This window comes from Ramlibacter sp. GS1-15 (assembly GCF_057785015.1).
On sequence record NZ_JBYNTU010000001.1, the window covers coordinates 2,418,235 to 2,432,180 of the forward strand.

General features: G+C 67.6%; 14 protein-coding genes. 10 read left to right on the forward strand and 4 right to left on the reverse strand.

The features are described from left to right. Window positions 1–12 precede the first annotated feature (12 nt). Window positions 13–975, reverse strand: a complete 963-nt coding sequence (locus AC3EF3_RS12150) for a Bug family tripartite tricarboxylate transporter substrate binding protein (RefSeq protein ID WP_488532409.1) — start codon at window positions 973–975, stop codon at window positions 13–15. Window positions 976–1,045: 70 nt separating this feature from the next. Next, window positions 1,046–1,834: a FadR/GntR family transcriptional regulator gene (locus AC3EF3_RS12155; RefSeq protein ID WP_488532410.1), complete on the reverse strand. Its 789-nt coding sequence runs from the start codon at window positions 1,832–1,834 to the stop codon at window positions 1,046–1,048. Window positions 1,835–1,881: 47 nt separating this feature from the next. Between AC3EF3_RS12155 and AC3EF3_RS12160 the strand changes: the two genes are divergently transcribed. The 5 genes from AC3EF3_RS12160 to AC3EF3_RS12180 all read left to right on the forward strand — a co-directional run bounded on the left by AC3EF3_RS12160 (window position 1,882) and on the right by AC3EF3_RS12180 (window position 6,293). Next, window positions 1,882–2,682 (forward strand): NAD-dependent epimerase/dehydratase family protein, encoded by an 801-nt coding sequence (locus tag AC3EF3_RS12160; RefSeq protein ID WP_488532411.1) that lies wholly within the window; start codon window positions 1,882–1,884, stop codon window positions 2,680–2,682. 33 nt (window positions 2,683–2,715) lie between these two features. Beyond that, window positions 2,716–3,681 (forward strand): TRAP transporter substrate-binding protein, encoded by a 966-nt coding sequence (locus tag AC3EF3_RS12165; protein ID WP_488532412.1) that lies wholly within the window; start codon window positions 2,716–2,718, stop codon window positions 3,679–3,681. 95 nt (window positions 3,682–3,776) lie between these two features. Beyond that, the gene (locus tag AC3EF3_RS12170; RefSeq protein WP_488533782.1) at window positions 3,777–4,226 is read left to right on the forward strand and encodes a TRAP transporter small permease; all 450 of its coding nucleotides are present in this window, start codon (window positions 3,777–3,779) and stop codon (window positions 4,224–4,226) included. Then, a complete protein-coding gene (locus tag AC3EF3_RS12175) occupies window positions 4,223–5,521 on the forward strand; it encodes a TRAP transporter large permease (protein WP_488532413.1) in 1,299 nt (432 codons plus the stop codon). Before AC3EF3_RS12170 ends, AC3EF3_RS12175 begins: the two co-directional genes overlap by 4 nt. A 10-nt stretch (window positions 5,522–5,531) precedes the next feature. Next, a complete protein-coding gene (locus AC3EF3_RS12180; protein ID WP_488532414.1) occupies window positions 5,532–6,293 on the forward strand; it encodes an SDR family NAD(P)-dependent oxidoreductase in 762 nt (253 codons plus the stop codon). Window positions 6,294–6,303: 10 nt separating this feature from the next. Here AC3EF3_RS12180 and AC3EF3_RS12185 read toward each other — a convergent pair whose 3' ends face one another. After that, entirely contained in the window at window positions 6,304–6,906 is a 603-nt protein-coding gene (locus AC3EF3_RS12185) for a 3-keto-disaccharide hydrolase (RefSeq protein WP_488532415.1), read from the reverse strand. A gap of 80 nt (window positions 6,907–6,986) precedes the next feature. Here AC3EF3_RS12185 and AC3EF3_RS12190 point away from each other — a divergent pair, with 80 nt between their 5' ends. After that, window positions 6,987–8,468, forward strand: a complete 1,482-nt coding sequence (locus tag AC3EF3_RS12190) for a glycine betaine ABC transporter substrate-binding protein (protein ID WP_488532416.1) — start codon at window positions 6,987–6,989, stop codon at window positions 8,466–8,468. 42 nt (window positions 8,469–8,510) lie between these two features. Here the strand turns inward: AC3EF3_RS12190 and AC3EF3_RS12195 are convergent, their stop codons facing one another. Further along, the gene (locus AC3EF3_RS12195) at window positions 8,511–9,371 is read right to left on the reverse strand and encodes an amidohydrolase family protein (protein WP_488532417.1); all 861 of its coding nucleotides are present in this window, start codon (window positions 9,369–9,371) and stop codon (window positions 8,511–8,513) included. 99 nt (window positions 9,372–9,470) lie between these two features. Here AC3EF3_RS12195 and AC3EF3_RS12200 point away from each other — a divergent pair, with 99 nt between their 5' ends. From AC3EF3_RS12200 to AC3EF3_RS12215, 4 genes are read left to right on the forward strand one after another with little or no spacing between them, the layout of a single operon-like run. After that, a complete protein-coding gene (locus tag AC3EF3_RS12200; RefSeq protein WP_488532418.1) occupies window positions 9,471–10,244 on the forward strand; it encodes a crotonase/enoyl-CoA hydratase family protein in 774 nt (257 codons plus the stop codon). Between the two features lie 2 nt (window positions 10,245–10,246). Next, window positions 10,247–12,025, forward strand: a complete 1,779-nt coding sequence (locus tag AC3EF3_RS12205) for a feruloyl-CoA synthase (RefSeq protein WP_488532419.1) — start codon at window positions 10,247–10,249, stop codon at window positions 12,023–12,025. Further along, entirely contained in the window at window positions 12,022–12,786 is a 765-nt protein-coding gene (locus AC3EF3_RS12210) for an SDR family NAD(P)-dependent oxidoreductase (RefSeq protein ID WP_488532420.1), read from the forward strand. The genes AC3EF3_RS12205 and AC3EF3_RS12210 overlap by 4 nt, the downstream gene beginning before the upstream one ends. 26 nt (window positions 12,787–12,812) lie before the next feature. Beyond that, entirely contained in the window at window positions 12,813–13,946 is a 1,134-nt protein-coding gene (locus AC3EF3_RS12215) for an ABC transporter substrate-binding protein (protein ID WP_488532421.1), read from the forward strand.

Here is a 13,946-nt window from a genome sequence, read left to right on the forward strand (position 1 = left end):
GATGGCGATGCTTTAGTCGAGCTTGATCTGGGCTTGCGCGACGACCTGGGCCCAGCGCGCTCGCTCCTCGTTGAAGAATTTGTCCTGTTCGGCGGGCGTCATGGTCACCACTTCGGCGCCCTGGCCGGCGAGCCGGGCGCGCACGTCGGGTGTGCGGATGGCGCGAATCAGTTCGGCGTTGAGCCTTTGCACGATGGCGTCGGGCGTGCCGCGCGCGGCGAGCACGCCTTGCCAGGTGCCCGATTCGAATCCGGGAACGCCTTGCTCCGCGATGGTCGGCACGGTGCCGATCAGCGGCATGCGCGAGCGCTTGGAGACGGCCAGCAGCTTGAGCTTGCCGTTCTGCACGTGCGGATACGTCGCCAGCATGCCGTTCATCATCACGTCGGTCTGGCCGCCGACGGTGTCGGTGATGGCCTGCGAACCGCCCTTGTAAGGCACGTACTGCCATTTCGCGCCGGTCGCGCGTTCCACAGCCACGCCGGCGAGGTGCGGCGCGCTGCCGACGGCCGACACCGCGAAATTCAGCGGCCGCTGCTTCGACAGTGCGACCAGTTCCTTGAGGTTGTTCGCCGGCACCGACGGATGCACCACCAGCAGGTGCGGCGAATACGCGAGCATCGTGACGCCGCGCAAGTCCTTGCCCGGATCGAACGCGAGCTTCGTATAGACGGAGGGGCTGATCGCCAGCGCGCCGACGTCGCACAGCAGCAGCGTGTAACCGTCGGCCGGCGCCTTCGCGACCAGGTCGGCGCCGAGGTTGCCGTTGGCGCCCGGCTTGTTGTCCACGATCACCGTCTGCTTCAGCGCGGCCGAGAGCTGCTCGCTGATCGAGCGCGCGATGATGTCGGACGACCCGCCCGGCGGGTAAGGCACGACCAGGCGGATCGGCCTGGCCGGCCAGGAAGTTTGCGCAAAGGCGGGCGCCGCGACAGCCGCGGACGAGGCGATGAGGACTTGGCGTCTGGTGATCATCCGGGTCTCCATGTTGTCGGTCATCATACAAGATGACCGACAAGCCGGGAATGTGGAGAACCCGTACTTCTCAGCTCTTCCCGGCCGCCTCCGCAGCTTCCTGTGCCCGGCGCAGGCGCTCGCGGCTGTTCGTCAGGTGCAGCCGCATGGCCGCGCGCGCAGCCTCGGGATCGCGCCGCGCGATCGCGTCGTAGATTTCCTCGTGTTCGCGCTCCAGCCGTCGCAGGTATTGCGGCAGGTCCTCGCGCGCCAGGCGCGACGAATTGATGCGCGCCCGCGGGATCAGCGTCGCGCCCAGGTGGCTCATGATGTCCGCGAAGTAGCGGTTGCCGGTGGCCAGCGCGATCAGGTGGTGGAAGCGGAAGTCCGGCCCGACGGTGTCGCGGCCGCCAGCCTGCCCGGCCGCCATCAGCTCGTCGAGCGCCCGCCGCATTTCGGCCAGTTGCTCCTCGGTACGCCTCTGGGCGGCCAGCCCCGCCGACTCGGTTTCGAGGCTGATGCGCAATTCGAGGACGGCCAGCACGTCCACCGCCGTCTCGATTTCAGCCGGGTCGATGCGAAAGCCGCTCGCGGCCGGCGGCTCCAGCACGAACGTGCCGATGCCATGGCGCGTCTCCACCAGGCCCGCCGCCTGCAGCTTGGACAAGGCCTCGCGCACGACGGTGCGGCTCACGCCCCACTCGCGCATGATCTCCGCCTCGGTCGGCAACTTGTCGCCAGGCTTGAGCGACCGCTCGCGGATGCGCGCGCCTATGCCCTCGACCAGCTCATGCGCGAGGTTGCGCAGCCGCTTGCGCGGCCCCGCTTCGGGCGTGACCTCGGGATTGCCCTGAGACTTCGCGATTGACACGTTCGCCATGCGTTAATCATAATCGAAAGTAGATGTCGTATGACAACTGACGACTTATGACCATCAATCGATTGCTGCTGACCGGCGCCGCCGGCGGCCTCGGAAAAGTCTTGCGGCAGAGCCTGAAGCCGTACGCGCGGGTGATGCGCCTGTCGGATGTGGCGGCCATGGAGCCGGCCGGCGAAGGCGAGGAAGTCGTGCCCTGCGACCTGGGCGACAAGAAGGCCGTGGACGAACTCGTGCGCGGCTGCGATGCGATCGTGCATCTCGGGGGTGTCTCGGTCGAGCGGCCGTTCGAGGAGATCCTCGACGCGAACATCCGGGGCGTCTTCCACATCTACGAGGGCGCGCGCCGGCATGGGACGAAGCGCGTGGTGTTCGCCAGCTCCAACCACGTGATCGGCTTCCACAAGCAGGGCGAGATGCTCGACGCCGATTCCGCGCGCCGCCCCGACGGCTACTACGGCCTGTCGAAGTCCTACGGCGAAGACCTCTCGCGCTTCTACTTCGACCGCTACGGGATCGAAACCGCCTGCATCCGCATCGGCTCGTCGTTCCCCGAGCCGAAGGACCGCCGCATGCTGGTCACGTGGCTCTCCTACCGTGACCTCACGGAACTCGTGCGCTGCTGCCTGTACGCACCGCAGGTCGGGCACACCATCGTCTATGGCGCGTCGGACAACCGCGACAAGTGGTGGGACAACGCCAAGGCCGCTCACTTGGGCTTCGTGCCCCGAGACAGCTCCGACCCCTTCCGCGCGAAGGTCGAAGCGCAGCCGCCGCTCGATGCGCAGGACCCGGCGCGCATCTACCAGGGCGGCGCCTTCGTGAAGGCCGGCCCGTTCGAAGATTCCTGATTCCCTTCCAACACAACACGACCCGAGGACGACATGAAGCTCAAGACATCGCTCGCGCTCATTGCCTGTGTGCTCGCCGCGTTCGGCGCGCGCGCCACCGAGTTCCGCTCGGCCGACATCCACCCCGATGGCTATCCCACGGTGGAAGCCGTGAAGTTCATGGGCGAGCGCCTGAAGGCACTGACCAACGGCAAGCACAGCATCAAGGTCTTCAACAACAGCGCGCTGGGCAACGAGAAGGACACGATCGAGCAGACCAAGATCGGCGCGCTGGCGATGACGCGCGTGAACATCGCGCCGATGAACAACATCTGCCCCGAGACGCAGGTGCCCACGATGCCTTTCCTGTTCCGCAGCAAGGAGCACATGCGCCACGTGCTCGACGGCCCGGTCGGCGAGGAGATCCTCGCCGCGTGCGCGCCGCAGGGCTTCATCGGCCTGGCGTACTACGACAGCGGTGCGCGCTCGCTCTACACCGCCAAGAAGCCGGTGAAGACGCTGGCCGACGCCAAGGGCCTGAAGATCCGCGTACAGCAGTCCGACCTGTGGGTGTCGCTGCTCGAGGCCATGGGCGCCAACGCCACGCCGATGCCGTACGGCGAGGTCTACACGGCCCTCAAGACGGGCCTGGTCGACGGGGCCGAGAACAACTATCCCTCGTACGAGAGCTCGCGCCATTTCGAAGTCGCAAAGTTCTACTCGGTCACCGAGCACTCGATGGCGCCCGAGATGCTGCTGTTCTCCAAGCGCGTGTGGGACACGCTGAGCCCCGAGGACCAGAAGGCGATCCGCCAGGCGGCCAAGGAGTCGGTGCCCTACATGCGCAAGCTGTGGGACGAGCGTGAGCAGAAGTCCCTGGCCACCGTGAAGGCCGGCGGCGCGCAGATCATCGAGGTCGACAAGGCCTCGTTCCAGAAGGCGATGCAGCCCGTGTACGACAAATTCATCACCGACGCCAAGCTCAAGGCGCTGGTCAAGCGAGTCCAGGACACCCAGTGAGCAGCCTCGCGGAAGTCCTGCAGGCAGGCGAAGGCTCGCCTCCCCTCGCGATCGGCGCCTACTCGCGCCTGTGCCGCGCGATCGCGCGCGGCTGCATGTGGCTCGGGATCGCCGGCATCGTGCTGCTGATCGCGTGCGTGACGTGGCAGGTGTTCGGGCGCTACGTGCTGAACAACACGCCGACCTGGGCCGAGAGCCTGGCACTGCTGCTGGTGCTGTACGTGACGATGCTCGGCACGGCGGTGGGCGTGCGCGACGCCGGCCACATCGGCCTGGAGTCGCTGCTGGTGCTCGCGCCCGAGCACGTGCGGCAGAAGATGGAGTACCTGATCCACGGGCTGGTCGCCGTCTTCGGCGTACTCATGGCCTACAACTGCGCCTTCCTCGCGCACTCCGTGTGGAGCTACCGCCTGCCGACGCTGTGGATCAGCGAAGGCTGGAAATACGTGCCCGCCGCCGTCGCCGGCGTGCTGGTGGTGATGTTCTCGATCGAACACGTGATCGCCCTCGCGCAGGGCCGCGAAGTGGAGCCTGCCTGGTCATGACGATTCCCCTGTTGCTGCTCTCGGGCTCGTTCACCCTCTTGCTGCTGTTGGGCGTGCCCGTCGCGTTCGCGATCGGTCTGTCGGCCCTGTCGACGCTGCTGTACGAAGGCCTGCCGCTCGCGGTGGGCTTCCAGCAGATGACGTCGGGCATGAACGTGTTCTCGTTCCTGGCGATCCCCTTCTTCATCTTCGCCGGCGAGCTGATGCTCCACGGCGGCATCGCCGACCGCATCGTGCGCTTCGCCATGAGCCTGGTGGGCCACGTGCGCGGTGGCCTGGGCATGTCCAACGTCGTGGCCTGCACGCTGTTCGGCGGCGTCTCGGGCTCGCCGGTCGCGGACGTCTCCGCCATGGGCGCCGTGATGATCCCGATGATGAAGAAGGAAGGCTACGCCGCCGACTACGCCGTGAACGTCACGACGCACGCGGCTCTCGTGGGCGCGCTCATGCCCACCAGCCACAACATGATCATCTACACGCTGGCGGCGGGCGGGAAAGTGTCGATCGCGGCGCTGATCCTCGCGGGCCTGCTGCCGGCGCTGATCCTCACGATCAGCAACCTGGTGGCGGCCTACCTGGTGGCCGTCAAGCGCGGCTACCCGGCGGGCGAATTCCCCGGCTGGCGCATCGTCGGCGTGTCGCTCGCGGCGGCCCTGCCCGGCCTGCTGGTCGTGGCGCTGATCCTCATCGGCATCCTGTCGGGCGCGTTCACCGCGACCGAATCGGCGGCCATCGCCGTGTTGTACGCGCTGGGCCTCACGGTGTTCGTCTACCGCTCGCTGAAGTGGGAGCACTTCATCAAGGCGGCCTCGAAGGCGGTGAAGACGACGGGCGTGATCCTGCTGCTCATCGGCATCTCGTCGACCTTCGGCTACCTGATCTCGCTGTACGGCGTGGCCGAACTCACCGGCCAGGCGCTCGCGGCGTTCACCAAGGAGCCGTGGCTGATCTTCCTGCTGATCAACGTGATCCTGTTCGTGCTGGGCACGTTCCTGGACATGGCCGCCACCATCCTGCTGTGCACGCCGATCTTCCTGCCGATCGCGCAGCAGTACGGCATGAGCTCGGTGCAGTTCGGCATCGTGCTGCTGATCAACTGCGCGCTGGGCCTGAACACCCCGCCAGTGGGCACCACGCAGTTCGTCGGCTGCGCGATCGCGGGCGTCTCGGTCGGCTACGTGATGCGCACCATCCTGCCGTTCTACGGCGCGCTGATCGCCGCGCTGCTGCTCGTCACCTACGTGCCGGCGTTCTCGATGTGGCTGCCGGGACTGTTCCTCGGCGCCGCCCACTGAAGGAGAACCGATGAAGGACCTGCAAGACAAGGTCGTGCTCGTCACCGGCGCGAGCACGGGGATCGGCGCCGCGGTCGCGCGCGCCTTCGGCGAGCTCGGCGGCAAGGTCGCCGTGCACTACAACCGCTCCGAGCAAGCCGCCAACGAGGTCGTCGATGCCGTGCGCGCCGCCGGCGGCCAGGCGATCAAGGTGCGCGCCGACGTGCGCGACTCGAGCGCGATCCGTGCCGCGGTGAAGCACGTCGCCGATGCATTCGGCGGCATCGACGTGCTCGTGAACAACGCCGGCAGCCTGGTGCAGCGCGTGCCGATCGCCGAGTTCACCGACGAGCTCTTCGATGACGTGCTGCACATCAACGCACGCTCGATGCTGGCGTTCTGCCGCGAGGTCGTGCCCGTCATGCGCCGGCGCGGCGGCGGCAGCATCATCAACGTGACGTCCGTCGCGGCGCGCCACGGCGGCGGGCCGGGCGCCTTCCTCTATGCCGGCGCGAAAGGCTTCGTGAGCACCGCCACGCGCGGGCTCGCCAAGGAGCTCGTGGGCGACAGGATCCGCGTCAACGCGGTCGCGCCGGGCGTGATCGTCACGCCGTTCCACGACCGCTTCTCCACCCCGCAGATGCTGGAGTCGTTCAAGGCCACCATTCCCATGGGACGCCTCGGGACGGCCGACGAATGCGTAGGCGCTTTCCTGTTCCTCGCCTCGGAACAGCTCTCGGGCTACATCACCGGCCAGATCGTCGAAGTGAACGGCGGGCAGTACATGCCCTGAGCCGCGCCGCTCAGAGCGGCCGCACCTGCAGCTTGCGGAACTTCACGATGCCGCCGGCGTACTGCAGGCCGATGATGCCGGCGACGTCGCGCGCCTCGTTCGTCTCGGCCGTCTTCACGCCGTTGAGCACCACGGCCATGTGGGTGCCGCGCGCGGTGATCTCCATCGTGTTCCATTGGCCGCCCGTCTTCGGAACGGGCTGGGGCGCCTTCACCAGCCCGGAGATGGCGCCCGTGGCATAGCTCGGGTCCGGGCGCTGGTCGAAGATGTTGGCCTCGTGGCACGTGCGGGCGGTCATCGGCCTCACGTCCGAGCAGCGCATGTAGATGCCGCTGTTCGCGTCTTCGCTCACCCAGAACTCCGCGCGCAGCTCGAAGTCCTTGTACGCCTGCCGCGTCGCGAGGAAGTGCGTGTCCTGGGTGTCCGGCCGGCGGTCGGCCACGATGGCGTCGCCCTCCGCGTGCCAGTTCGCTCCGCCCAGGGAGACGAAGTTCTCCATGCCCTTGCTGCCGTCGATCAGCGTCTGCCAGCCGTTGCTGCCCGGCATCGCGGTGCATCCCGCCACGAGCGCCGCCGCAGCGAGCGAGCTCAACACGAATCCAGTTCCTGCCATGGGAGCCTCCTTCGCAGGGCCCATTGGACAGCCGTGCGTTGCCGGGCGTCAAGCCGGCAGACATGGCATGCTAGCCGCCCATGCGACGCCTCGCCTTCCTGCTCGTTCTGTGCGCATGCGCCCTGCCCCTGCGGGCGCAGGACACCTTGCGCATCGGCTCCAAGCGCTTCACCGAGTCGTACATCCTCGCCCACATCCTGGCCCGTACGGCGGCGCCAACCCTGCCCGCGCCGCCCGAGGTGCGCGAGGGCCTGGGCAACACGGCGATCGTCTACGAGGCGCTGCGCTCGGGCGGCATCGACCTGTACCCGGAATACGCGGGCACGGTGTCGCTGGAGATCCTGAAAAGCGCCACGCCCCTGCCGCTCGAGGAGATGAACCGGCAGCTCGCGCCTTCGGGCCTGGGCGCTGCGATCCCGCTCGGTTTCAACGATGGCTACGCCCTGGCCCTGCGCGCCGATGACGCGAAGCGGCTGGGCATCCGCACCGTCAGCGATCTGGCGAAGCACCCAGAATTGAAACTGGGCCTGTCCAACGAGTTCATCGGCCGTGCGGACGGCTGGCCGGGCCTCGCGAAAGCCTATGCGCTGCCGCACAAGCCCGCGGGCCTGGACCACGGGCTGGCCTACGACGCGATCGCCGCCAGGCAAATCGACGTCATGGACATCTACACGACCGACGCGAAGATCGATCACCTGGGCCTCGCGGTGCTGCAGGACGACAAGGGCTACTTCCCGCGCTACGACGCGCTGGTGCTCTATCGCCTCGACGTGCCGAAGAAGTTCCCGCAGGCCTGGGCCGCGCTGCAGAAGCTCCAGGGGCGCATCGACGAGCGCGCGATGATCGCGATGAACGCGAAGGCCGAGCTGCAGGGCCAGAAGTTCGGCGACATCGCCCGCGACTTCCTGTCGGGCGCAGGCGCAGCGCCGGCCAAGGCGCGCGGCTCGCTCGCGGAACGCATCTTCGGGCCGGACTTCTCGCGACTGACGATCCAGCACCTCTCGCTGGTCTTCGCCTCGGTCGCGGCGGCCTGCATCGTGGGCATCCCCTTGGGCGTGCTCGCGTTCCCGCATCCGCGCTCGCGCGCCACGCTGCTCGCCATCGCGGGCCTGCTGCAGACCATCCCCTCGATCGCCCTGCTGGCCATGCTGATCGGGCTGCTCGGCGTGATCGGCGTGATTCCCGCGCTCGTGGCGCTGACGCTCTATTCGCTGCTGCCGATCATGCGCAACTGCGTGACGGGCCTCGCGGAAGTGCCGCAAGGCCTGCGCGACGCGGCGACGGCGCTGGGCATGACGAAGTCGCAAAGCATGCGGACCATCCAGTTGCCGCTGGCCGCGCCCACGATCCTCGCAGGCATCCGCATCGCGACCAGCATCGCGATCGGCACGGCGACGATCGCGGCTTTCGTCGGCGCGGGGGGTTATGGCGAGCGCATCGTCACCGGGCTGGCCCTGAGCGACAGCCAACTCCTGCTCGCGGGTGCCATCCCCGCCGCGGCACTGGCGCTGATCAGTGAACTGCTGTTCGAGCTCGGCGAGCGCGCCATGCGCCGTCGCTGAAAGACACCGGATCCCGGCTCAAGGCCGGGATGACGGGCTCCTTCACAACCCGAGCAGCCGCACGGCATTGCCCTTCAGGATCCCGGGCATCACCTCGGGCCTGAAGCCCGCTTCCTCGAAGTCCTTCATCCAGCGCTCGGGCGTGATCAGCGGGAAGTCGCTGCCGAAGAGAACGCGGTCGCGCAGCAGCGTGTTCGCGTACTGCACCAGCTGCTTGGGGAAGTACTTCGGCGACCAACCCGACAGGTCGATCCACACGTTCGGCTTGTGCGTGGCGACCGAGAGCGCCTCGTCCTGCCAGGGGAAGCTCGGGTGCGCCATCACGATCTGCATGTCGGGGAAGTCGATGGCCACGTCGTCCAGGTGCATCGGGTTGCTGTATTCCAGGCGCAGGCCGCCGCCGCAACGCATGCCCGAGCCGATGCCGCTGTGGCCGGTGTGGAAGATCGCCGGCATCTTGTGCGCGTTGATGACCTCGTAGATCGGCCAGGCCATCTTGTCGTACGGGTGGTAGCCCTGCACCGTCGGGTGGAACTTGAAGCCCTTGACGCCTTCTTCCTTGATGAGCCGCTCGGCCTCGCGCGCGCCCATCTTCCCCTTGTGCGGATCGATGCTGGCAAAGCACATCATCATGTCGCTGTTCTCGCGTGCCGCCTGCGCGATCTCCTCGTTCGGGATGCGGCGGCGACCGAGCTGGGATTCGCTGTCCACCGTGAACATCACGAGGCCGATCTTCAGCTTGCGGTAGTACTCGATGGTCTCCGCGATCGTCGGGCGGCGGCTGCTCTTGAAGTACTTGTCGGCCGCCCGGTCGTACTCCTCGCCGTAGTTGTCGAAGGGATTCCAGCAGCTGACTTCGGCGTGCGTGTGGATGTCGATGGCGACGAGGTTGGCGTGGTCCATGGTGTCTCCGGATTCGTCGTCGCCCTAGGGTAAGCCCTAGGCGACGCGGCTTGAACTGGTTATGGTTTATAACAATAATCCGCCCAACCCGCAAATTCCATGACCTCACCCGATATCCGACTCGAACTGCAGGACGCCATCGCCGTCGTGCGGCTCGCGCGTCCCGCCAAGCGCAACGCCATCAGCGACGAGCTCATCCTCGGCATCCGCGACGTGTTCGAGAACCTGCCGGACACCGTGCGCGCCATCGTGCTCGACGGCGAGGGCGACCACTTCTGCGCCGGCCTGGACCTGTCCGAACTCAAGGAGCGCGACGCCGGCGCCGGCCTGCATCACTCGCGCATGTGGCACGCGGCGCTGGACACGGTGCAATTCGGCCCCGCCCCGGTCATCGCGGCGCTGCACGGCGCCGTGGTGGGCGGCGGGCTCGAGCTCGCGGCGGCCTGCCATATCCGCGTGGCCGACGAGACGGCGTTCTACTCGCTGCCCGAAGGCTCGCGCGGCATCTTCGTCGGCGGCGGCGGCGCCGTGCGCATCCCGCGCCTGATCGGCGAAGCGCGCATGGCCGACATGATGTTCACCGGCCGCGTGTACGACGCGAAGGAAGGCGAGCGCGTGGGCCTGTCGCAATACATCGTCCCCACCGGCACGGCCTTCGAGAAAGCAATGGAGCTGGCGGGACGCGTTGCGAAGAACGCGCCGCTCACCAACTACGCGCTGATGCACGCGCTGCCCCGCATCGCCGAGCAGCCGGCGGACCAGGGCTTCCTCACGGAGGCGCTGATGGCCGCGATCGCACAGAGCGCCCCCGAAGCCAAGACCCGCGTGCGCGAATTCCTCGAGGGCCGCGGTCCCAAGGTCAAGAAGGCCTGAGCATGGCTGCCCGCTATCGCCCGCTGAAGTTCGGCGTCACCCGCTGCGCGCTGCGCGAAGCCGCCGGCGGCGTCGTGTACGTGCGCGCCGCCCAGGACCTGCAGCCGTATCCGCAGCGGCTCACCGACCGCTTCGTGCACTGGGCGAACACGGCGCCCGATCGCGTCCTCATGGCGCGCCGCGCGCGCAACGAGGACGGCAGCACGGGCGAGTGGCAGTACGTCACCTATGGCGAAGCGCTTGCCAAGGCTCGCCGCATCGGGCAGGCCTTGCTCGATCGGAGCCTGAATGCCGAGAAGCCCGTCGCGATCCTGAGCGAGAACAGCCTGGAGCACGCCCTGCTCGCGCTCGGCTGCCTCTATGCCGGCGTGCCGTACTGCCCCGTGTCGCCGGCCTATTCGACGATCAGCCAGGACTACGAGAAGCTGCGGCACGTCCTGAAGACGCTGACGCCGGGCCTTGTGTTCGCGGCCGACGAGGCGCGCTACGGCAAGGCCGTGCAGGCCTCGGTCCCACCCGAAGTCGAGGTTGTGTACGGCATGCCGCCGGAAAGCGCGCCCACGCCTGCCATCGATGCGGCCATGCGGGCCACCGGCCCGGACACCATCACCAAGTTCCTCTTCACCTCGGGGTCGACCAAGCTCCCCAAGGCGGTGATCAACACGCACGGCATGTGGTGCGCCAACCAGCAGCAGATGCTGCAGTCGATGCCGGTGCTGGGCGAAGAGCCGCCGGTGCTGGTGGACTGGCTGCCCTGGAACCACACTTTCGGCGGCAACCACAATTTCGGCCTGACGCTCTACCACGGCGGCACGCTCTACATCGACGACGGCAAGCCCACGCCGGCGGGCATCGCCGAGACGCTGCGCAACCTGCGCGAGATCGCGCCCACCGTGTACTTCAACGTGCCGACCGGCTTCGAGGCGATCGCGCACGCGATGAAGGCCGATGAGGTGCTGCGCAAGAACCTGCTCTCGCGAGTGCGAATGTTCTTCTATGCCGGCGCCGCGCTCGCACAACCGGTGTGGGACCTCCTGCACGAACTCGAGGAAGCCGAGCTGGGCGAACGCATCGTGATGGGCACCGGCCTCGGCATGACCGAGTCCTCGCCCTTCGCGGTGTTCATCACCAGCCCCGAAGTGAAGTCGGGCTACCTGGGGCTGCCGACGCCGGGCATGGAGCTCAAGCTCGTGCCGATCGACGGCAAGACCGAGATCCGCTACAAGGGCCCGAACGTCACGCCGGGCTACTGGCGCGCGCCGCAGGAAACCGCGGAGAACTTCGACGACGAAGGCTTCTTCTGTACCGGCGACGCCGTCCTGTGGATCGACCCGCAGGACCCGCACAAGGGCCTGAAGTTCGACGGCCGCATCGCGGAGGATTTCAAGCTCGCCACCGGCACCTTCGTCAGCGTCGGTCCGCTGCGCGCGAAGATCATCGCGGCCGGTGCGCCCTACGTGCAGGACGCCGTGATCACGGGGATCAACCGCAATGAAGTCGGCGCGCTCGTCTTCCCGACGGCCAAGCTGCGGCAGTTGAGCGAAAGCGATATGCGGCGGCACTTCCAGAAGGTGCTGAACGAACTTGCCGCGTCCGCCACCGGCAGCGCCAACCGGGTCGCGCGCCTTCACGTGCTGGCAGAGCCGCCGTCGATCGACAAGGGCGAGATCACCGACAAGGGATCGATCAACCAGCGCGCCGTACTCAAGCACCGCGACGCGCTGGTGCAGGCCTTCCACGACGACCAGTTGCCGCTCACCTTGAAACCGGAGACACCATGAAGATCGAAGGACAAGCTGCCATCGTCACCGGCGGCGCCTCGGGCCTGGGCGAGGCGACGGCGCGCGAACTCGCGCGCTGCGGCGCCCAGGTCGCCGTGCTCGATGTCAACGAGGACCTGGCCGAGAAAGTCGCCCAGGAGATCGGCGGCGTCGCCTGCCGGTGCGACATCACGAACACCGACAGTGTCACGGCGGCCCTCGCCAAGGCCGCCGGGAAGCACGGTGCAGCGCGCATCTGCATGAACATCGCCGGCATCGGCACGGCCAGACGCATCGTCGGCAAGGACGGCAATGCCGCGCCGCTGGAAGACTTCGCGCGCGTGATCAACGTGAACCTGATCGGGACGTACAACGTCAGCCGCCTGTTCGCCGCCGAGTGCGCGAAGCTGGCGCCCCTGGAAGACGGCGAGCGCGGCGTGATGCTCTTCACCGCCTCCGTCGCCGCTTTCGACGGCCAGGTGGGCCAGCAGGCCTACAGCGCGTCCAAGGGCGGGCTGGTGGGCATGACACTGCCGATGGCGCGCGACCTGGCGCAGCACGGCATCCGTGTCTGCACGATCGCCCCGGGCCTGTTCTCGACCCCGCTGATGCAACAGTTGCCCGAACCGGTGCAGCAGTCGCTCGCCGCGTCCATTCCCTTCCCGTCCCGGCTGGGCAAACCCGAAGAGTTCGCGCAGCTGGCTTGCCATATCGTCACGAACATGCACCTCAACGGCGAGGTGATCCGGCTCGACGGCGCGCTGCGCATGGCGCCGCGCTGAAAACCCACCACTCCATGGAGACAACGATGAAATTGAAGAAGACCCTGATCGCCCTCGCCACGCTGGTGGCTTCCGCCGCCGCGCTCGCGGACGTGAACGTGGGCGTCGTGCTGTCGCTCACGGGCCCGGGTTCCGGCCTCGGCATCCCCATGCAGAAGCAGCTGGCGCTGTTCCCGAAGACCATCGCCGGCGAGAAGGTGAACCTGATCATCCTCGATGACGCGAGCGACCCGGGCAAGGGGGTGAGCAACGCCAAGCGGCTCATCTCCGAAGACCATGTCGACGTGATCCTGGGTTCGTGCCTCACTCCCGTTGCCGCCGCCATGGCGCCGGTGACGGCCGAAGCGAAGACGCTGCAGGTCGCCGCGTCGCCGGTGGGCGTGCCTCCCGGCCACGACCAGTGGCTGTTCCGCCTGCCGCAAGGCAACGACGTGATGGCCCACGCGATGTTCCAGCACATGAAGAAGCAGGGCGTGAAGACGATCGGCTTCCTCGGCTACACGGACGCCTACGGCGAACTCTGGCTGAAGGCCGCGACGGCCGAGGCCGAGAAGAACGGCATGAAGATCGTCGCCGTCGAGCGCTTCGCGCGCACCGACACGAGCGTCACGCCGCAAGCGCTCAAGCTGTCTTCGGCCAATCCCGACGCGATGATCATCGTGGCGTCCGGCTCGGGCGCGGCGATGCCCGAAAAGGCGATCGTCGAGCGCGGCTACAAGGGCAAGATCTACCAGACGCACGCGGCGGCCACGCCCGACCTCGTTCGCATCGGCGGCAAGGATGTCGAGGGCACGTATGTGGTCTCCGGCCCGGCCGTCGTCGCCGAGCAGCTGCCCGACAGCCACCCGTCGAAGAAGGCGGCGGTCGACTTCGTGACCAATTTCGAGAAGGCGAACGGCCCCGGTTCCCGCAACCAGTTCGCCGGCCATTCCTACGACTTCGCGATCGTGATGGAGAAGATCGTGCCCGTCGCCCTCAAGAAGGCCAAGCCCGGCACGCCGGAGTTCCGCGCCGCGCTGCGCGATGCGATGGAAACCATGGGCCGCACGATCTTCGCGCACGGCGTGATGAACTGGACCAAGGACGACCACTGGGGCTACACCAACGAGACCGGCGTGATGCTCAAGGTGGTGGACGGCAAGTTCGTGGTCGAGAAGTAA